19 protein-coding genes are annotated in these 19670 nt (G+C 35.4%); 5 read left to right on the plus strand and 14 right to left on the minus strand.

Going from position 1 to position 19670, the window contains the following annotated elements; all coding sequences use genetic code 11:
* Positions 1 to 28: 28 nt before the first annotated feature.
* Together glpX and fsa are read right to left on the minus strand one after the other, a co-directional pair.
* Positions 29 to 997, minus strand: a complete 969-nt coding sequence (glpX, locus tag RH915_RS09575) for a class II fructose-bisphosphatase (protein ID WP_310479653.1) — start codon at positions 995 to 997, stop codon at positions 29 to 31.
* A gap of 71 nt (positions 998 to 1068) precedes the next feature.
* Complete coding sequence (fsa, locus tag RH915_RS09580; protein WP_310479654.1) at positions 1069 to 1710, minus strand: fructose-6-phosphate aldolase; 642 nt, start codon at positions 1708 to 1710, stop codon at positions 1069 to 1071.
* A gap of 530 nt (positions 1711 to 2240) precedes the next feature.
* Here fsa and RH915_RS09585 point away from each other — a divergent pair.
* Both RH915_RS09585 and RH915_RS09590 read left to right on the plus strand, forming a co-directional pair.
* A complete protein-coding gene (locus RH915_RS09585; protein ID WP_310479655.1) occupies positions 2241 to 3737 on the plus strand; it encodes a sodium-dependent transporter in 1497 nt (498 codons plus the stop codon).
* Between the two features lie 429 nt (positions 3738 to 4166).
* Positions 4167 to 5660 (plus strand): sodium-dependent transporter, encoded by a 1494-nt coding sequence (locus tag RH915_RS09590; RefSeq protein ID WP_310479656.1) that lies wholly within the window; start codon positions 4167 to 4169, stop codon positions 5658 to 5660.
* A gap of 398 nt (positions 5661 to 6058) precedes the next feature.
* On the opposite strand, the gene RH915_RS09595 is transcribed toward RH915_RS09590, so the two are convergent.
* From RH915_RS09595 to RH915_RS09650, 12 genes are all read right to left on the minus strand, one after another.
* Positions 6059 to 6211 (minus strand): hypothetical protein, encoded by a 153-nt coding sequence (locus RH915_RS09595; protein WP_310479658.1) that lies wholly within the window; start codon positions 6209 to 6211, stop codon positions 6059 to 6061.
* A 47-nt stretch (positions 6212 to 6258) separates the two neighbouring features.
* Complete coding sequence (gene hisIE / locus RH915_RS09600) at positions 6259 to 6885, minus strand: bifunctional phosphoribosyl-AMP cyclohydrolase/phosphoribosyl-ATP diphosphatase HisIE (RefSeq protein ID WP_310479659.1); 627 nt, start codon at positions 6883 to 6885, stop codon at positions 6259 to 6261.
* 10 nt (positions 6886 to 6895) lie between these two features.
* On the minus strand, positions 6896 to 7654 hold the full coding sequence (hisF, locus tag RH915_RS09605; protein ID WP_310479660.1) for an imidazole glycerol phosphate synthase subunit HisF: 759 nt from the start codon (positions 7652 to 7654) through the stop codon (positions 6896 to 6898).
* Positions 7655 to 8362 carry a 1-(5-phosphoribosyl)-5-[(5-phosphoribosylamino)methylideneamino]imidazole-4-carboxamide isomerase gene (gene hisA / locus RH915_RS09610; RefSeq protein ID WP_310479661.1) on the minus strand — a complete coding sequence of 236 codons (708 nt, stop codon included), beginning with the start codon at positions 8360 to 8362 and terminating at the stop codon, positions 7655 to 7657.
* Positions 8362 to 8961: an imidazole glycerol phosphate synthase subunit HisH gene (hisH, locus tag RH915_RS09615; protein WP_310479662.1), complete on the minus strand. Its 600-nt coding sequence runs from the start codon at positions 8959 to 8961 to the stop codon at positions 8362 to 8364. The genes hisA and hisH overlap by 1 nt, the downstream gene beginning before the upstream one ends.
* A 19-nt stretch (positions 8962 to 8980) precedes the next feature.
* Positions 8981 to 9568 (minus strand): imidazoleglycerol-phosphate dehydratase HisB, encoded by a 588-nt coding sequence (hisB, locus tag RH915_RS09620; RefSeq protein WP_310479663.1) that lies wholly within the window; start codon positions 9566 to 9568, stop codon positions 8981 to 8983.
* A 268-nt stretch (positions 9569 to 9836) separates the two neighbouring features.
* Positions 9837 to 10886, minus strand: a complete 1050-nt coding sequence (gene hisC, locus RH915_RS09625) for a histidinol-phosphate transaminase (protein WP_310479664.1) — start codon at positions 10884 to 10886, stop codon at positions 9837 to 9839.
* Positions 10886 to 12178, minus strand: coding sequence for a histidinol dehydrogenase (gene hisD, locus RH915_RS09630; RefSeq protein ID WP_331618386.1), 1293 nt, complete (start codon positions 12176 to 12178; stop codon positions 10886 to 10888). Before hisD ends, hisC begins: the two co-directional genes overlap by 1 nt.
* On the minus strand, positions 12179 to 12817 hold the full coding sequence (gene hisG / locus RH915_RS09635) for an ATP phosphoribosyltransferase (RefSeq protein ID WP_310479665.1): 639 nt from the start codon (positions 12815 to 12817) through the stop codon (positions 12179 to 12181).
* 16 nt (positions 12818 to 12833) lie between these two features.
* Positions 12834 to 14030, minus strand: a complete 1197-nt coding sequence (gene hisZ / locus RH915_RS09640; protein ID WP_310479669.1) for an ATP phosphoribosyltransferase regulatory subunit — start codon at positions 14028 to 14030, stop codon at positions 12834 to 12836.
* A gap of 862 nt (positions 14031 to 14892) precedes the next feature.
* On the minus strand, positions 14893 to 15906 hold the full coding sequence (locus RH915_RS09645; protein WP_310479671.1) for an alpha/beta fold hydrolase: 1014 nt from the start codon (positions 15904 to 15906) through the stop codon (positions 14893 to 14895).
* Between the two features lie 325 nt (positions 15907 to 16231).
* Positions 16232 to 17569: a CoA-disulfide reductase gene (locus RH915_RS09650; RefSeq protein WP_310479672.1), complete on the minus strand. Its 1338-nt coding sequence runs from the start codon at positions 17567 to 17569 to the stop codon at positions 16232 to 16234.
* Between the two features lie 239 nt (positions 17570 to 17808).
* On the opposite strand from RH915_RS09650, the gene RH915_RS09655 reads away from it, so the two are divergent.
* The 3 genes from RH915_RS09655 to RH915_RS09665 all read left to right on the plus strand — a co-directional run.
* The gene (locus tag RH915_RS09655; RefSeq protein ID WP_310479674.1) at positions 17809 to 18180 is read left to right on the plus strand and encodes a response regulator transcription factor; all 372 of its coding nucleotides are present in this window, start codon (positions 17809 to 17811) and stop codon (positions 18178 to 18180) included.
* A 45-nt stretch (positions 18181 to 18225) separates the two neighbouring features.
* Positions 18226 to 19131 carry a chemotaxis protein CheX gene (locus RH915_RS09660; RefSeq protein ID WP_310479675.1) on the plus strand — a complete coding sequence of 302 codons (906 nt, stop codon included), beginning with the start codon at positions 18226 to 18228 and terminating at the stop codon, positions 19129 to 19131.
* Between the two features lie 180 nt (positions 19132 to 19311).
* On the plus strand, positions 19312 to 19670 hold a 359-nt coding region (locus RH915_RS09665), incomplete at its 3' end, for a transposase (RefSeq protein ID WP_310479676.1).

Genomic DNA, 19670 nt, shown 5'->3' on the forward strand with positions numbered 1-19670 from the left:
AGTAGCCTTTGTCCTTATATTATTTAAATTAATATGCATACTCAGGTTTTTTGTTTAACTTATGAATTGCCTCTATAAATCGAATGGTTCCCGTCTCTGAACGCATCACTAAAGAGTGAGTTCTAGCAGTGCCATTTCCTGTATATACAACACCTTTTAATAAATCCCCATCAGAGATTCCTGTAGCAGCAAAGTACGCTTCATCGCCTTTAACTAAGTCGTTCATATATAGGACTTTATTAACATCTACTCCCATTTTTATACATCTTTCTCTTTCCTCATCTGTAAATGGCACTAGTTTCCCTTGGAAATCGCCACCCATACACTTCATTGCAGCTGCTGCGATTACCCCTTCTGGAGCCCCTCCAATACCAAGCATAATATCAATGCCAGTATGGTCAAAGCATGTTGCTAAAGCAGTTGCTACGTCTCCGTCACTAAATAGCTTAATTCTAGCTCCAGCCTCTCTACACTCTCTTATTGTTGCTTCATGTCTTGGTCGATCTAATATAGTAACCGTTAAATCATCAATACTTTTACCTAAGGCCTCTGCAGTTGCTTTTAAGTTTTCAGTAACTGAATGATTTATATGTACTCGTCCTGCTGCTTTTGGTCCAACGGCTATTTTATCCATATACATGTCAGGTGCATTTAATAAACATCCTCTTGGCGCCATTGCCACTACTGCAATCGCATTAGGTGTTCCTTTAGCTACGGCATTAGTCCCTTCAACTGGGTCTACAGCGATGTCTACTTTTGTTGATCCTTCACCTTTTGCTCCTACAACTTCGCCAATATAAAGCATAGGTGCTTCGTCCATCTCACCTTCACCAATTACGACAACACCCTCTATATCTAAAGTATCGAACATTTTACGCATACCATCAACCCCAGCTTGATCCGCTGCGATTTTATTTCCTCTACCTAAGTGCTTAGCTGCACCCAAAGAAGCAGTTTCTGTAACCCTTACTAAGTCAATTGCTAAATTACGATCCAACCCAATTCCTCCTCATTCTTCATCCTATTGTTTTTTATCTTACTATAGTATATGCAACTTAGTACAAGGTGTCAATGAGCCGAATTCCAATCTTTGAGAAATTTCTCTATGCCTATATCTGTTAGTGGGTGTTTTACACCTTGTTTAAATACACTGTATGGAATAGTTGAAATATGGGCACCAGCCTTTGCTGCATCAGTCATGTGAGAAGTGTGACGGATACTAGCGGCAATTATCTTAGTGTTAATGCCGTGAATATTAAATATATCAACAATCTCTTCTATTAAATACACCCCATTTTGACCCATATCATCCATCCTACCTAAAAATGGACTAACATATGTTGCGCCAGCCCTTGCTGCCAGCAAGGCTTGGTTTGCAGAAAACACCAAGGTCACATTTGTTTTAATCCCTAATTCATTAAGCTTAGAGACAGCTTTTAATCCTTCTTCTGTCATTGGAATTTTAACAACAACATTTTCATGAATGGTGGCTAGTTCCCTGCCTTCCTTGATCATCTCTTCTGCTTCTTGGGCAATTCCTTCCGCACTAACAGGACCTTTTACAATTGTAGTAATCTCTTTAATAACCTGTTTCAGATCCCTTCCTTCTTTAGCAATTAAAGAAGGGTTTGTTGTTACTCCTGATAAAATTCCCCAGCTTGCAACTTCCCTTATTTCGTCTATATTGGCCGTGTCTATATACAGTTCCATCATGCTCACTCCTTTAAATAAATGATTAAAACCTTTAATGGTTTTCTATATGCTATTTAATACTATTGTATGTATATTCCCAATTTCCTCTTTTTTTACCCATAAAGGATTATTTAATTGGGACTAACTTAGTCAAATGTTTAATATCACTATATAAAAGTAACTTTATTTTTCAATTAAAGATTTTTTGTTTGTTTCAATTTTGCGATTACTTTATTAAATTGTATAGAATAACTATACAATTTAATAACTAAATTTTCTTACTTAAGCTCTATACTAGTTTAATTGTCTCAACCTAAAATGAATGATCGTATATTTATACATCTGTATGGGTTCAATTTTTTTTATTAAGTAATATTAATTTTTACCAAAAAACAAATTTCGACTTTTTCCTTGCAAAATACCCCGGGTACGTTTATAATGAGAACGTCTTTAATTTAAATTTTCAAAACATTCAAATTTGTCCGATGTTTCATACTTATTGGATTTTAAATTGTTTTGTAAAAAATATCACCTTAAGGAGGTACATCATGAACTTAAACGAAACAAAAAAAAGGGAGCAATGGGGATCTAAACTTGCTTTCATACTAGCGGCTGCTGGTTCAGCTGTTGGTCTAGGAAACATATGGCGTTTCCCTTATGTAGTTGGCGAAAACGGAGGGGCCGCATTTGTTATTATTTACTTATTTATTATTGCACTAATTGGATATCCAATGATGGTTACAGAAATGACTATTGGACAAAAACATCACAAAAATCCTATTGGCGCATTTAAGGCATTAGCACCAAACACACCTTGGTGGATACCAGGAGCACTTGGCGTTATTGCTGCATTTGTTATCCTTTCCTTCTATTCAGTTGTTGGTGGTTGGTCTTTATCCTACTTCTTTAAAACAATTACTGGTTCATTGGGAACAGGAACAGATTTTGCAGATACTTTTATCGGTCACATTACTAGTGATTGGGGTCCATTGCTATGGCACTTTATATTTATGGGATTAACGTTAGGTATTATCGCTGCCGGAGTTGTTAAAGGAATTGAAAGAACGGTTAAGGTTTTAATGCCTGCATTATTCGTACTGCTTGTATTACTTGTTTTTAGATCAGTAACACTTGAAGGTGCAGGGGCAGGAATCAACTACTACCTAAGCCCTGATTTTAGTCAAATAACTGCACAGTCCATTTTAACAGCAGTAGGACAAGCATTCTTTACTTTAAGTTTAGGTATGGGAGCCATGATCACTTATGGTAGTTACTTAAGCGACGAAGAAAATATTAATGACAATGCTGGTTGGGTTTTAGGTCTTGACACAGGTGTTGCATTGCTAGCTGGTTTAGCTATATTCCCAGCGGTATTTGCTTTAGGTGGCACACCAGATGCTGGAGCAGGTTTAGCATTCATAACACTTCCAGCAGTATTTGCAGAAATGCCTTTAGGCGCTGTTTTCGGAGGTGCTTTCTTCCTTCTATTATCCGTTGCAGCTGTTACTTCCGCGATCTCATTACTTGAAGTTGTTGTTTCTTGGGTAATTGACGAAAAGGGCTGGTCAAGAAGAAAAGCATCATTAGTAATAGGAACACTTATATTTTTACTTGGAGTACCAGCCAGTCTTTCAAATGGTAGATGGGCAGACTTTACAATGCTTGGATTTAACTTCTTTGACTTTTTAGACTTCTTCCAAGAAGCAATTCTATTACCTTTAGCAGGTCTGTTAACAGCAATATTTGCAGGTTATGTATGGACAGCTAAAAGAACAAGAGAAGCAGCAAATAAAAATAAATCAAATATTGTACTTGGAAAATGGTTTGATATATTAATAAAATACGTATCCCCAATTGCAATTGCAGTTGTTATGATTGCTGGATTAGTTGATATCTTTAAGGATAGCGTAGACTTCGTACCAGTGATTACATTGGGAAATGTACTTACTATTGTCTTTATGGTTGTTGTACTAGTTATACATGGCATTTCAAAACATGAGAAAAAACAACAGACTTCGGAGTTAGAAGAAGCAGATAACGTTTAGAATATGTTTTTAAGGGTGTGCTTCCATGCACACCCTTATTTTTTTTAACCTTCAATACATAAATTTGTATCATATTTAAAATAAACTAGGAATATTTATAACAATAATCTTTACGGAAATGGCATAAAGGTGTAAGACAATTAACTAAAAAATAATTGATGTAAATTAATACAATTTAAAATCAATCTTCTATTTTATTTGATTTTTTCAATCCCATCTAGAAAAAATGACAAAATACGACTTTTGTAAAAAAATTATCTTGCATAATAATCATTATCCGTATATAATATTTAAGTATATAAAAATATATATTGAATTTTCTAAAAATTCACATTTATGTGGCTATTTTGTTTTACTTAAAAATATACTTTAAATATATTTTTATCCTATTCAATTTAGTTTGCAAAAATTAAAAAGGAGGTACATTGTATGAACTTGAATGAAACAAAGCAAAGAGAACAGTGGGGTTCTAAAATTGCTTTCATTCTAGCTGCTGCTGGTTCAGCCGTTGGACTTGGAAACATTTGGAGATTCCCATACGTCGTAGGAGAGAATGGTGGGGCTGCTTTTGTAATTATTTATTTATTTATAATCGCTCTTATTGGTTATCCTATGATGGTTACTGAAATGACCCTTGGTCAAAAAACACATAAGAATGCAATTGGTGCATTTAAACAGTTAGCTCCAAAAACACCTTGGTGGATTGCAGGATCCCTTGGTGTTATCGCAGGATTTGTTATTCTTTCTTTCTACTCCGTTGTTGGAGGTTGGTCATTATCTTACTTCTTTAAAACAGTAACCGGAGGACTAGGCGCAGGTACAGATTTTGCTGACACTTTTGTTGGTCATATTAGCAGCGACTGGTCACCACTATTATGGCACTTTGCATTTATGGCTATTACCTTAGGAATTATTGGCGCTGGTGTTGTAAAAGGTATTGAAAGAACAGTTAAGGTTTTAATGCCAGCTTTATTTGTTTTACTTGTACTACTTGTTTTCAGATCTGTAACACTAGAAGGCGCTGGAGAAGGTATTGCATATTACCTAAACCCTGACTTTAGTCAAATAACTGCTCAATCCTTACTAAGTGCTGTTGGGCAAGCGTTCTTTACCCTTAGTTTAGGTATGGGATGTATGATCACATATGGAAGTTACTTAAGTGACAAAGAAAACATCAATGACAACGCTGGATGGGTTGTTGGTTTAGATACAGGTGTTGCTATCATTGCAGGTTTAGCTATTTTCCCAGCAGTTTTTGCTTTAGGATTTGAAGCAGATGCTGGTGCTGGATTAGCATTTATTACACTACCAGCAGTATTTGCAGAAATGCCTTTAGGTCTTTTATTTGGTGGTGCATTTTTCTTATTACTTTCTGTTGCTGCAGTTACATCCGCGATCTCTTTATTAGAGGTTGTTGTAGCATGGGTAATCGATGAAAAAGGTTGGTCAAGAAGAAAAGCATCATTAGTAATTGGTTCACTTATCTTTTTACTTGGTATCCCTGCAAGTCTTTCTAACGGAAGATGGGCTGATTTTTCAATCATCGGCTTTAACTTCTTTGACTTCTTAGACTTTGTTCAAGAAAGTATTTTACTACCATTTGGTGGTTTATTAACTGCAATATTTGCAGGATATGTTTGGACTGCTAAAAGAACAAGAGAAGAAGCAAACAGAAACAAATCTGCTATTGTTCTAGGTACGTGGTTTGACGTATTCATTAAATACGTAGTACCAGTTGCTATCGCAGTTGTTATGGTTGCAGGTTTAGTTGATACATTTAAAGATCAAGTAGCTTTCGCACCTGTTATTACTTTAGGTAACGTTCTTACTATCGCTTTCATGGCTATTGTCCTTGTTGTATTTGGATTAGCTAAAAGCGAAAAGAAAACACCAGAACAAGAAGAAAGCGAAGCTGACGCATAGGATTTAGAATACAAAAATATATTAAAAAGGAGTACCTATATGAAAATAGGTGCTCCTTTTTATGTATGATGAAACTATTCAATTTAAAGTCAAAACCGAGATGCTTCACCGTAGTTCAGCATGACTTCCCCATTTCCATCATCCTGCTATTCTGAGAATAGCTTCGAATTCATTTGAAGATTTCTTGTAGAAAGCTTCTCAGAAGTGCAGTACAGAATCTCGCTTTTGACTTTACCTTTCCAACTTTCTACTGTCCAACTTTCCGCCGTTCTGCGAATGAATTCGCCTCTACCGATTACGATAGTGGATCAATAGTTAAACAATGGTTTAAGTAGAACGATCGTCAAGCAATGGTTAAACAATGGTTGAACAACCGTTTAACTACGGTTTAACAATTGTTAAAACTTTTTCCACTTTCCAACTTTCCACCATTCGGCGAATGAATTGGCCTCTACAACTTTTTTAAAAATTAAAATAAACCAAGGTTCTTCATTATCGTTAATAAGCGATGAAGAACCTTGGTTTTGTCTTTCCACTTTCCAACTTTCCAACTTTCCAACTTTCTACTTTCCAGTAGCTTTTCCTTCTTCTATTTACCTTACTTTGTTCGCTTAGCTAACTCTTTATAAATTTCTTCTAGTGGTATTTCACGCTCATTTAATAATACAAATAAATGATACATTAAATCCGATGCCTCATAAACTAACTCTTCTTTTTCAGGGTTTTTTGCGGCTATAATCACTTCTGCATTTTCTTCCCCTACTTTTTTGAGAATCTTATCAATTCCTTTTTCAAAAAGATAATTTGTGTAAGACCCTTCTTTTGGGTTTTCTTTTCTATCTTTTATTACGTTGTACACTTTTTCTAAAATCGTTATATCAATATTTTTCTCTTCATCTGCCTTCATCAAATCTTTAAAAAAACAATTTTTTTCTCCAGTATGACAGGCAACCCCTACTTGGTCTACCTCAACCAAAAGTGTATCCCCATCACAGTCATATTTAATGCTTTTGACGTGCTGAAAATGTCCAGATGACTCTCCCTTATTCCAAAGTTGGCCTCGACTTCTACTCCAAAACCATGTTTTTTTCGTCTCTATGGTTTTTCTTAAGGAAGCTTCATTCATATAAGCCAACATAAGTACTTCTTTTGTCTTTGATTCTTGTACAATCGCTGGTACTAGTCCATCACGATTAAATTGAATTTCTTCTATTTTTACGTCCATTCCCCGGCACCTACTTTCTTATTTCTATATCATTTTCCTTTAAATAATCCTTTAGCTCGTTAATGCCAATCTCTTTAAAATGAAATAATGAAGCCGCTAAAGCAGCATCTGCTTTTCCTTTTGTAAATGCTTCTAAAAAGTCTTCTTTTTTACCAGCACCACCAGAAGCAATGACAGGAATATTAACTGCTTCGCTAATCAATTTTGTAATCTCTAAATCATAACCAGCCTTTGTGCCGTCTCTATCCATACTTGTTAAAAGAATCTCACCAGCACCTAAATCAGCCACCTTTTTCGCCCAAGATACAGCCTCTAAGCCTGTGTCTTCTCTACCACCTTTCACATATACATGGTAGCTCCCATCCTCTTGACGCTTTACATCAATAGCAATCACCACTGCTTGGGTACCAAAAAGCTTTGCACAATCCCTAATAATTTCAGGATTACTTACTGCCGCAGAGTTAATAGAGACTTTGTCTGCACCGGCCTTTAGTACGCGACGAAAATCATCTACACTTCTTATGCCTCCACCAACGGTTAGGGGAATAAATACTTGTTCCGCTGTTTTTGTAACAACATCCATTATAATATCCCTTTCTTCATTTGAAGCGGTTATATCAAGAAATACTAATTCATCTGCCCCAGCTTCATTATAGGCCTTAGCAATCTCTACAGGATCCCCAGCATCCACCAGGTTTACAAAATTTACACCTTTTACAACCCGTCCTTTGTTTACATCTAAACATGGAATAATTCTTTTCGTTAGCACCTAGATCACCTCCAGCTTTTCTAGATCTACTTTACCCTCGTATAATGCTTTTCCAACAATGGCACCAGCAACATCTATCTCTTTTAACTTCGTTAGGTCCTCCGGACAGGACACCCCACCAGAAGCAATAATATCTATATCTACTTGTTTCTTTAAATGCGCAATGGATTCGAAATTTGGTCCTTTCATCATCCCATCTCTTGCTATATCCGTATAAACAATGGTTTTAACCCCAATTTCCTGAACTTCCTTTGCAAACTCAACTGCGGATACCTCACTAGTTTTAACCCAGCCATCTACTGCAACAAATCCGTTATGGGCATCAATAGATACAACGATTTTATCTTTGTATAAATTAACTGCCTCTTTTAACATCTCTTTATCTTGTAGTGCTTTTGTTCCAAGAATCACCTTGCTTACTCCTACATCTAATAAACCTTTAATGGATGCTAAGCTTCGTATACCACCACCAACCTGAATTGGAATATTTACAGCGTCAACAATCTTTTTTATCACTGGTAAGTTTTTTGATACACCATCAAAAGCTCCATCCAAATCAACTACATGTAAAATTTTTGCCCCTTTACTTTCCCACTGCTGAGCCACATCCTCAGGTTTTTCAAAGTAAATCGTTTCCTCATCCTTTTTCCCCTGGGTCAGCCTTACACATTTCCCATCTTTAATATCTATTGCTGGATATACTAACACTAAATCAACTCCCCAAAATTCTTTAAAATCTTTAATCCTGATTTTCCACTCTTTTCAGGATGAAATTGTATTCCCCATACATTATCTTTTTGTACAATTGCTGGAATATCCATTTTGTAATCTGTAGATGCAACCACCACATCTTGATGACACTTTGCATAATAAGAATGAACAAAATAAAAATTCGTTCCTGGTGTAATCCCTTTTAAAATAGCACTTTCCTGATTTATATTTAGCTGGTTCCATCCCATGTGAGGAACTTTTCTTCCCTCGGGAATTTTAACAATGTCCCCTTCAACTAATCCTAGTCCTTGACACTTCTCCACTTCGTAACCATGATCAAATAAAATTTGCATACCAAGACAGATGCCAAGAAAAGGTTTTCCTTTACTTACTTCTTCTAAAATACTTTCCTCTAAATTTAATGTTTTTATATTTTCCATTGCGTCATAAAAAGCACCTACTCCTGGTATCACAATGCCTTCAGACGCTTTCAACACCTCAGGATCATGGGTCACTACAGCCTCCAAACCTACAGTCTCAAAGGCTTTTTGAACACTCCTTAAGTTCCCCATACCATAATTCACAATAGCAATCATATTACTGCCTCCTCAATGACTATAAGGCACCCTTGGTTGACATGACTCCTTTAATCCGCTTGTCAATCCCTGTTGCCTCATCTAACACCCGACCAAAAGCTTTAAAGATACTTTCAATTATATGATGATCATTTTTACCGTACATATTTTTAATATGCAGCGTCATTCCACTATTAAAAGCAAAGGCTCTAAAAAACTCTTCAACCAATTGCACCTCAAAATTTCCCGTAGTATGGGCAATGTAGGCCACATCAAAATGCAAATAAGGTCGTCCACTTATATCCACAGACACCATAGATAAGGATTCATCCATAGGTGTAAAAACCGTAGCATAACGCTTTATGCCTTTTTTATCCCCCAAGGCCTTAGCAAAGGCTTTACCTAATACAATCCCTACATCTTCCACCGTGTGATGAAAGTCAACCTCTAAATCCCCGGTTGCCTCAACATTTAAATCAAAAAAACCATGCTTACCGATTTGAGTCAACATATGATCAAAAAATCCAATACCCGTATTAATGTTTGTTTCTCCTGAACCATCTAAGTTAATATTAACCAAAACTTCTGTTTCAGCAGTTTTTCTTTTTTCTTCACAATAACGCGCCATATAATCCCTCCTTTTTTGTGCTAAATATGATAAATATCGGCGAATGAATTCGTCGCTACAACCACAAACTAGCACTAGTATTTTGTCATTCCTCTCTGTGTTAGCGACTGACACAAAACTTCTTTTTGGTCATCTGCTTATGAACGAAGTGAAGAATCTCGGGTTTTATGCCTATAATAAAAGTCAAACCCGAGATCCTTCGTTACACTCAGGATGACAACCACAACTCAAACGAATCCCCTTATACAATCAAAACCCGACTTATCCTCTACAAAAACTCCCCAATCAATCGAAGTACCTTTTTATTTTCCTCCGGCGTTCCGATGGACATTCTCAGGCATCCAGCCAAAGGTCCTGTTTCACCAAAGTATCGAATCAATATTTTGTTCTCCAAAAGATATTCATATAAGCCTTTTGCATTCTCCATCTTGAATAAAATAAAGTTTGCCTCACTGTCGAAAACTTTAAGACCAAGTGCTTTTAATGCCTCAGAAACAACTTCCCGTTCTTTAATAATGTCATCAATAATCTCCATAGCCCAGCTTTTGTTTTCTAAGCATACCTTAGCCGCCACCTGATCAATGCTACTGACATTATAAGGTGGCTTTACACGATTAACAGCTTTCGTAAGCACTTCAGATGCAATAGAATATCCTATTCTCGCTCCTGCTAATCCAAAGGCCTTTGAAAGGGTTCTTAATACCATTAAATTTGGATACTTATCTACCAAATCCACTGCACTTTCATTGAAAAATTCCATGTACGCTTCATCTACTACAACAATGCCTTTTGCCTTTTTTGTAATTTCTATAATGTCTTCCTTTGCAATTACGCCCCCAGTAGGATTATTCGGATTTGTCATAAAAACAATTTTTGGTTGCTCTTTTTCCATCACATTAATAAAATTTTTACAGTCAAATTCAAAATCGTTACCCAAAGGCACCTCAAGGGTTTTGCCCCCGGCAATTTTATTTGTAATTCGGTACATATCAAAGGTGGGCGTATGAATGAGAATCTTATCCTCCGGATCGATAAATGCATTAATAATGAGTGTAATAATCTGATCAGATCCACAGCCTAAAATCACTTGATTAATATTAATATTAAAATCATCAGCGATCATCTGTCTAACCACTGTTGAATCACTATCTGGATAATGATTGATCTTTACACCCTTAAGCGCTTCAGCAATTTTATCATTCAGTTGCAAAGCAACATGGTTATTTTCATTTGCATCTAGCTTAATATCTACTACATAGTTTTTCGGCGTGTAAGGCACTAAGTCTCTTACACTTTTCTTTAAAAGCCCTTCTATCATTATTCAAACCTCACTTTAATGGAGTTTCTGTGTGCCGTTAACCCTTCTTGTTCTGCCATCTTCATTGCCGCATCTTTCACGCCACTTAAAGCCGCTTTACTATAATAAATAACACTTGATTTTTTTACAAAATCGTCAACAGATAGGGGTGAATAGAACTTAGCAGTTCCACTAGTTGGTAATACGTGGTTTGGTCCTGCAACATAATCTCCTAAAGGTTCTGGTGCGTAATCTCCTAAGAAAATAGCTCCAGCATTTTGTATTTTGTTTAGTAGTTCAAAAGGGTTTTTAACACATACTTCTAAATGCTCCGGTGCAATTTCATCCGATAGCTTAATTGCTTCATCCATTGTATCGGTCACAATAATTTTCCCAAAGTTTTTCAAGGATTTTTTAACAATGTCTTGTCTTTCTAATAAAGATGTTTGCCTTTGAAGTTCTAATTGTACGGTTTTTGCCAAGGCTTCACTCGTTGTAATTAAAATAGAAGAAGCAAGTTCATCATGCTCTGCTTGAGAAAGCATATCCGCTGCTACAAAAGTTGCCTTAGCGGTTTCATCCGCAAGAATTAATATTTCACTTGGTCCAGCAATCATATCAATATCCACGTATCCGTAAACTAACCTTTTTGCCGTAGCTACATATATATTTCCTGGTCCTACAATTTTGTTAACATTAGGAATCGTTTCTGTACCAAAGGCTAAAGCTCCTACTGCTTGGGCACCACCTACTTTATAGATTTCATCTACACCGGCTTCTTTAGCAGCCACTAAAATACCCACATTCACACCACCGTCTTTTGAAGGTGGCGTCGTCATTACAATCTTTTTAACCCCAGCCACAATAGCTGGAATTGCATTCATTAGAACAGATGAAGGGTAAGGTGCTGTTCCCCCAGGAACATAAATTCCCGCACTACTCACTGGTGTAACTTTTTGACCCAACAAAATATTCGGATCATCCGATGTAAACCAAGAATTTTGTTTTTGTTTCATATGATAATTTTTTATATTTTCAATCGCTAGTTTAATTGCGTCTATGTATTCCTGATCAACTTGCTCATAAGCTTTTTCAATCTCTTCTGGCGTTACTTTTAACCCTGTCTTCGATAAGTCTACACCATCAAATTTTTTCGTTAAACTAATTAAAGCTTTATCTCCTTCTTGTTTAACCTGATCAAGAATATTTTGAACCCCATCATTATATTCACTAAAATCAACAGAGCTTCTGGAACTCAACTCCTCAAATAAAGATGTCTTTTCCGAATCCTGCAAATTTAATATATCAATCATTTATTTCTCCCCCTTGTCTATCTCCTTAGATATTCTTTCAATCAATGCTGTAACTTTTTTCTTTTTCGTTTTAAAACTTACTTTATTAACGACTAACCTTGCACTAATTTGTGCAACATCCTCTAGTACAATTAGTCCATTTTCTTTTAAGGTTTTTCCTGTTTCCACTATATCAACAATTACATCTGCTAAACCCATAATTGGTGCTAACTCAACAGATCCTTCTTGTTTGATTACTTCTACAGACTGCCCTTTTTCTGCGAAAAACTTTTTTGTTACATTTGTATATTTTGAAGCAACGGTCAAGTGCTTCATTTTGTTATAAGGTAAGTCCACCTTACCTGCCACAGCAAACTTACACTTCCCAAATTTTAAATCCAAAACCTCATACAGCTGTTTATCCGCTTCTAACAAAGTATCTTTACCCACTATACCAACATCTACAACCCCATGTTCTACATAAGTAGGTACGTCAGCAGCCTTTAATAAAATGATTTCTAGCCCTTCCTCAGGTATTTCAAATACCAGCTTTCTAGAAGGCTTTTGTAATTCACTACAATCTAAACCGGATTCATGTAGCAAATTTATTGCATAATCAGCCAAACGACCTTTTGCAACTGCAATTTTTACTTTTTCCATAAATATATCCCCCTATCTAAACCAAATCCTCCAGCTGTTCTGCCTCTATTATAATGTCTACTTTTCTTCTTTTTCCGTAGGCTTCGATTTCTTCTTTTTTATCTAACAGTGAAATCTCCACAATGCACCCCTGTTCTCTCATGCGTTTAATTTCTTCTAGATGCTTTTTATTAATATTTCCACGGTCAATCACTAAGTAATGCGTTCTAAAAGCCATATTAAGCTTTTCTTGAAGCTTAAGGGCTTTTGTTATTTTGTTAATCACAAAAGCAAATCCTGTTGCCGGGCAGTTAAGGCCAAAGTTCTCCATAAGCTGATTATAACGACCACCACTCAAAAGCACGACTCCTAAGGATTTTGTAAAACCTTTAAAAATAATTCCTGTATAATACTCTAAACGAGCTACCATTCCTAAGTCTATTGAGATATAGTCTCCTAAGCCAATATCGTCAATAGCCCTGCAAATTTGTGCCAGCTCCTCTTTTGCCACTTTCATGGCTTCCGTTAAAGGTAACTCCTCTAAAGATTGTAATACTTCCTCTGGACTACCAAATAAGCGGGGTATTTCTTTTAAAATTTTAGCCATATTTGGTGCTACATCTAGACTTTCAATATAGTCGCCAATTTCAACGAAGTTTTTATTTTCTATAAACCCTATCAGTTTTTCTTTTTGTTCTTCAGTAATTTGTATATTTTCAAAAACCTCTTTAAGAATTTTTACCTGTCCGATATCAATTTGTACATCTTCTACTCCTAGATGCTTTAGGTTTTCGATTGCCGTTACAATAATCTCGACATCTGCTTTATAGGATGATACCCCAAAAATCTCTACCCCAGCTTGTCTAAACTCCCGTTTTTTACCCGCCTGTTCCTCATCTATACGAAAAACATTTTGTACATAAGAAAGCTTTAAGGGATAGATAAAATCCTTCATTTTTGTTCCGACCATTCTAGCTATAGGAATGGTGCAATCCGGTCTTAAAACTAATAATCTCCCGTTGGTGTCAATCAATTTAAACATTTGATCCCCACTAGCATCTTGATCATCAAAAGAAAAGATATCATAATACTCAAGGGTGGGGCTGCTTACTTCCATATAGCCCATACTGCTAAAATGGGCCATCAATTTATCCTCTATATATCTTCTGTATACACAGTCATCAATTAGTAAATCTTGTACCCCTTCCGGTAATAATACTCTTTTTGATACCATAACGTCCCGCCTTTCGCTTTATCTAATTAAAGTGGTGAATTGAAAAAGCACTTTCAAGCATAATACCTTTTCTTACTGAATTTGTCAATAGATATTGTTAGTATTTATGAAATATTCTAATAATTTATAAAGTAAATTTGACATTTATTGATGTTTCTCCTGCTTTTACGAAACCTTCGAATGAATTCGAAGCTACAGATGAAGGGTAATAATTTGTATTATAGTAGCGGCGAATTCATTCGCAAAATGACGGAAAGTTGGAAAGTTAGACAGTTGGACAGTTGGACAGTTGGTTAGTTGGTTAGGAAATTCGCAAACCTTGAAACCAGATACTTCACTACGTTGAACATATCAGTTCGTCTAGTTTTAACAATAGTTGAGCAGTTGTTCAACCATTGTTCAACCATTGTTCCACTATCGTTCAACCATTGTTCCACTACCGTAATCGGTAGAGGCGAATTCATTCGCAAAATGACTTAAAGTTGGAAAGTTGGAAAGTTGGAAAGTGGAAAGTGGAAAGAAAAAGAAGAAACAAAAACGAGATCCTTCGTTACACTCAGGATGACTTGTTAGTTGGACAGTTGTTAAACCATAGTTAAACGATTGTTAAACCATAGTTAAACCATTGTTAAACTATCGTTCCACTATCGTAATAAGTTGGAAAGTGGAAGGGTAAATTCAAAACCGAGATTCTTCAATTGACTTAAGATGAGGTTTGTTTCGAAACCTTCGAATGAATTCGAAGCTACAGATGAAGGTAAGACCTTGTATTGTAGTAGAAGCGAATTCATTCGCCAATATAAAGAATTAAAATCAAGATTCCTAGATTTATTCATGACATAACTTAAGAGGAATCTCGGTTCTAATTACTTTTCAACCAATTTACCGCGGCAGGCCAGGAATGATATTTGGCAAAACATCCTGCGGTAGTACTTAGATGCCCTCCAGGGATGCACAATTCCTTGACATTTTTTAGTCTTTTTATTGGCGCTGACATAACTTTTGGGGATATATCATCGTTATCTGCCACTATGCTCAGTACTGGATGCTTAATCTTTTCTAAATCTATCTTTTTACCATCTAAATAAAATCTTTTATTTATTAAGTCGTTTTTCTTGTAAAAGTGTATGATCCACTCATGTAGTGCATTTCTTGCCATTGGCACTGCATCATTTTCCCAACGATTAACAGGCTTTAACCAATTTAATGTCTTATTATTCTTAAAAATATTATTAACGAGTCTTTCAAAAGGATAGTCTGGTACATCCGTAAGTTCTATATGGTAATTAAAGTTTGGAAATAACCCTAACCATGTTTCTGGCATAAATTTAGTCCAGTGAAATACTCCACCATACGTAAAGTCTACTGGAGTATTAAATAAAACTATTTTATTAAAACTTTCTGGAAATAATGATGCCAGCATTAAAGCATATGTGCCACCCTGACAATAACCAATTAGATTTATTTTTTTTATATTCAATTTCTCTTTTACCTTTTCAATAGCTACAAACAGACGAGACAAAATTTGATCTTCTATAGACATTTCATATTGATCCTCTGATACGATTCCCCAGTCAAATAAAAAAATATCATAGCCATGTTGATTTAAATATTCTATTAAGCTATTCCCAGAATAAAGATCAAGAATATATGGCTTGTTTATCGTTGCATAAGCAATAAATACATTATCTATTTTTTCTTTATGATTAGTAGGATAATAAAAAACACTACTTTCTTTTAATTTTAAAAAATGTTGTGGTTTTTTGGTGCCTATATGTATCTTGTCAGCTTTGAATAATCCCTTCAATTGTTTTGAAAAACGAAAATAATATTTCTCTGCTAAATACTGTATATAGTCCTCTTCAGAAATATTCATATTTTGCTTACTCCTTGTTTATAAAAGTCAAAGTCAAAACCGAGATCCTTCGTTACACTCAGGATGACAATTTAGTGGAAAGTTGGAAAGTTGTTAAACCATTGTTGAACCGTAGTTAAACGGTTGTTCAACAGTTGTTCAACAGTTGTTCAACAGTTGTTCAACAGTTGTTAAACCTTAGTTAAACTATCGTTAAACCATTGTTCCACTATCGTTCAACCATAGTTCCACTACCGTACTCGGTAGAGGCGAATTCATTCGCCGTTTTTAGTGAGAATAAAAACCCGAGCACTTTCACCTTTAGCGAAAGTGCTCGGGTTTTAACTTACTTTGCCGCGTTTGCCGCTACTTGCACTGCATCCCAAACTGTTGCAAAAGGTGGTGCGTAACATAAATCCGCAAAGCCTAATTCCTCCGTAGTCATACCTTGGTCGATAGCTACTGCAAAAACATCTAGTCTTTTTGCCACACCATCTTCACCAAGCATTTGTGCTCCTAATATCACCATCGATTCTTTTTCATAAACAAGCTTTATCGTTATTCGCTTTCTACCTGGATAGCTTCCTGCGTGATTAGCGCTTTTTACAACTACAGTGTCATAGTTTAAATTCATCTCTTTTGCTTCTCGTTCTGTTAATCCTGTTAACCCTACGGATAAGTCCATTACTTTTAATACGGATGTGCCGATCACCCCTTTAAGCTCCTGGTTTTCTCCAGCAATATGTCCACCTGCAATTCTTCCTTGTTTATTTGCATTGGTCCCTAAAGGTAAATAGACATTTTCCTTTTTTATTTTATGATAAATGGATGCACAATCGCCGCCAGCATAAACATCTGGAATCGTTGTTCTCGAAAAACCATCTACTACTAGGGCACCATTTCTTAAAAACTCAGCCCCACTATCTTTTAGAAGTTCTGTAGCCGGCTTTACCCCTAAAGCTAATATTACTAAATCTGCATTATAGGTTCCTTTGTCCGTTTTAAGGCCTGTTACCTTTCCATTTCCAGTTAGCTCAGTTAAGCTCTCACCAGTGTGTACAGAAACCCCATGCTTTTCTAATTCAGCCCGAATAATCTCACCAAATTCGTCGTCCATTACATTCATAAGCTGGTCAGAGCGCTGAATGATCCTTACCTTCTTATTTAAGTGAACCATCGTCTCTACCATCTCTAAACCAATATAACCGCCACCAACGATAGCTACTTCTTGAATCTCGTCTCTATGTGCAACTTCTTTTATTGCATCTGCAGTTGGAATTGTTTTTAAACTCATTACATTTTCAAGATCACTACCAGGAATTGGTGGAACTTGAGAATTGGCACCTGTTGCATACATTAAATAATCATAGGGTCTTATGAATTTTTCGCCATTCTCATGGTTCATAACCTCTACGGTCTTCTCCTTCACATCAACCTCTACTACTTCGTGGTTTAGATATACAGATATATCTCTTTTGGCAAAATCCTCTGTCGTTCTAGAAATTAATTTTTCTTTTGATGGTGTTACACCAGATATGTAATAGGGTAAACTACACTGGGAATAGGATATGTATTCCCCCATCTCAAAAACAATTACATCTAAATCTGGATTCACTCTTTTTGCCTTTGATGCAGCACTCATTCCTGCAGCATCTCCTCCAACAACAACTAATACTTTTTTCATTATAAGCACCTCTTTTTTATTCTTTTAAATTTATTCTATTTTTATAATACCCCTATTTACTGAATCGTAAAAATAAAAGTATAAAGTTCTTAATTTTCTGTTTTTATGTCCAAAAAATGTATGTTATAATAAATCTATATATAACTTTTGACCTATTGACTTCATAATTACTTTAATAAATAAGGCTTTCCTTATTTTCATAAATTAACAACCAATACAAAGAGAAAGGTGTGTTAAGAATGAGTGAAAAAACAAAAAAGGTTTTAGTGTGTGATGATTCATTATTAATCCGAATGCAACTAAAAGACTTCATATCAAAGGTTGACGCTGATATCGAGGTAATTGAAGCCACCAATGGTCAAGAAGCCTATCAACTTTTCGAGGAGAACCAACCAGCGTTAGTATTCCTTGATATAGTGATGCCGGAGCTAAACGGTATTGAATGTCTAAGAAAAATCAAAAGCAATTTTGAGGATGCAAAAGTGGTTATACTATCCTCTGTTGGAAACAAAGACATGTTAAAGGATGCACTTAAAGCTGGCGCTGAAAACTTTTTACAAAAGCCTTGGGAAGAAGATAGCATGAAAAAGATTATTGAGACATACCTATAATAATATACATTTATAAAAGATAAATACAAAAGGGGTGTTGGGAATATGTTGCATCAGTACTTTGGAAATTATTTGTTAAATAACGGATTTATTTCAGCAGAAGCTTTGAACAAGGTTCTAAATCAAAACCGATCCACTAGAGTGAAATTAGGTGTTTTAGCAATAAATAAAGATTTAATGACTTCAGAACAAGTAAGACAAGTACATGCACAACAGAAAAAGATGGACAAAAAGTTTGGAGAAATCGCTATAGACTTAGGATATTTATCTGAACAAGATGTAGAGAGTTTATTGAGCGAACAAAAAGTTGGGGCGGTACAACTTACCCAAGCTTTATTAGATGATGATATTTTTACTTTAGAAGAACTTGAGAATATTTTAAATCAATATAAAGCTTATATGATGTCTGAATATAGCTCAGAAAATTTCAGTAATACAAATAATAAAAATGAATCTACTACTGAATTAATCAATTCTTACATAAAATCCCAATATGATTTGTTCGGCATTGTTCCTTTGGATGTAGTCAATGACTATACAAACCTATTTTACCGTAATTTAATTCGTTTTATTGATAATCAAGCATTTTTAAATAGTGCCCCAAATAAAAACTTACCTAAAGACTTAATTTTAGTGAAACAAGAAATTAAAGAGGACTTTAATTTCGATACATATATAGGAGCGGATCCAGAAACCTATGTGAAATTAGCTGCTGTATATGCAAAAATGGCTATTGAAAAACGTGATGCCCTAGCGGATGCTTCTGTCTCAGAGTACCTTAACCTAAACAACGGTTTATTTACAGTAAATATATCAGAGGAAAATTATAGTGTGAATCTTAATCCTCCTACAATTCTGGATGGCGAAGATGCTCAAACAGTTACTAAAGATATAGTCGTTCCTTTTATGACGATTATCGGAAATATCTATTTAATTCTTCAAGGAAAATAAAACAATAAAAAAGATGATCTGCTTCTTTCAAAGTCAGATCATCTTTTTTATTGAGGAAATTTCATATTTCCTAATCATTGATTTTTCTAAATTTGAGTAGATACAAAAAGGAGTTTCACCCCAATATGTCGAATTAATTAAGTGCGAACAAAACTATCCGAAAAGGAGTGAAACCACTTAATGTATATTCGACAAATGACGCTGATTTCCTTTGAACAAATCATGGAATTTCAGCAAGAAACCAAATTAGAAATGATTTTATCGCAAATTGATGTATCAAAGCTATCTAGTTCACTAAGAAAGTCTGCTGATTCCAAGGGACCCAAAGGGTATGATGTAGCACCTTTACTATATTCTCTCATTGCTATGCAAGTAGAAAAAATCCAAACTATTAAAGATCTTGTTTCAAACCTAAAGCAAAATCCAGTACTGAGATATTGCTGTGGTTTTAATGTTCTTGGTCAGGTTCCATCAGAATCAACTTTTAGTAGATTTTTCGAGAGATTGACTCAAAATAAAGAGCTCGAATCACTTTTCTA

It is taken from the genome of Serpentinicella sp. ANB-PHB4 (assembly GCF_031432315.1).
In the GTDB taxonomy this organism is placed as follows: domain Bacteria; phylum Bacillota; class Clostridia; order Peptostreptococcales; family Natronincolaceae; genus Serpentinicella.

What these genes read in the sequence shown, in the direction of transcription:
- fsa (WP_310479654.1), bottom strand. Translation starts at nt 1,710, where the DNA reads ATGGAACTGTATATAGACACGGCCAATATAGACGAAATAAGGGAAGTT.
- RH915_RS09585 (WP_310479655.1), top strand. Translation starts at nt 2,241, where the DNA reads ATGAACTTAAACGAAACAAAAAAAAGGGAGCAATGGGGATCTAAACTT.
- RH915_RS09590 (WP_310479656.1), top strand. Translation starts at nt 4,167, where the DNA reads ATGAACTTGAATGAAACAAAGCAAAGAGAACAGTGGGGTTCTAAAATT.
- hisIE (WP_310479659.1), bottom strand. Translation starts at nt 6,885, where the DNA reads ATGGACGTAAAAATAGAAGAAATTCAATTTAATCGTGATGGACTAGTA.
- hisH (WP_310479662.1), bottom strand. Translation starts at nt 8,961, where the DNA reads ATGATTGCTATTGTGAATTATGGTATGGGGAACTTAAGGAGTGTTCAA.
- hisB (WP_310479663.1), bottom strand. Translation starts at nt 9,568, where the DNA reads ATGGCGCGTTATTGTGAAGAAAAAAGAAAAACTGCTGAAACAGAAGTT.
- hisC (WP_310479664.1), bottom strand. Translation starts at nt 10,886, where the DNA reads ATGATAGAAGGGCTTTTAAAGAAAAGTGTAAGAGACTTAGTGCCTTAC.
- hisD (WP_331618386.1), bottom strand. Translation starts at nt 12,178, where the DNA reads ATGATTGATATATTAAATTTGCAGGATTCGGAAAAGACATCTTTATTT.
- hisG (WP_310479665.1), bottom strand. Translation starts at nt 12,817, where the DNA reads ATGGAAAAAGTAAAAATTGCAGTTGCAAAAGGTCGTTTGGCTGATTAT.
- hisZ (WP_310479669.1), bottom strand. Translation starts at nt 14,030, where the DNA reads ATGGTATCAAAAAGAGTATTATTACCGGAAGGGGTACAAGATTTACTA.
- RH915_RS09645 (WP_310479671.1), bottom strand. Translation starts at nt 15,906, where the DNA reads ATGAATATTTCTGAAGAGGACTATATACAGTATTTAGCAGAGAAATAT.
- RH915_RS09650 (WP_310479672.1), bottom strand. Translation starts at nt 17,569, where the DNA reads ATGAAAAAAGTATTAGTTGTTGTTGGAGGAGATGCTGCAGGAATGAGT.
- RH915_RS09655 (WP_310479674.1), top strand. Translation starts at nt 17,809, where the DNA reads ATGAGTGAAAAAACAAAAAAGGTTTTAGTGTGTGATGATTCATTATTA.
- RH915_RS09660 (WP_310479675.1), top strand. Translation starts at nt 18,226, where the DNA reads ATGTTGCATCAGTACTTTGGAAATTATTTGTTAAATAACGGATTTATT.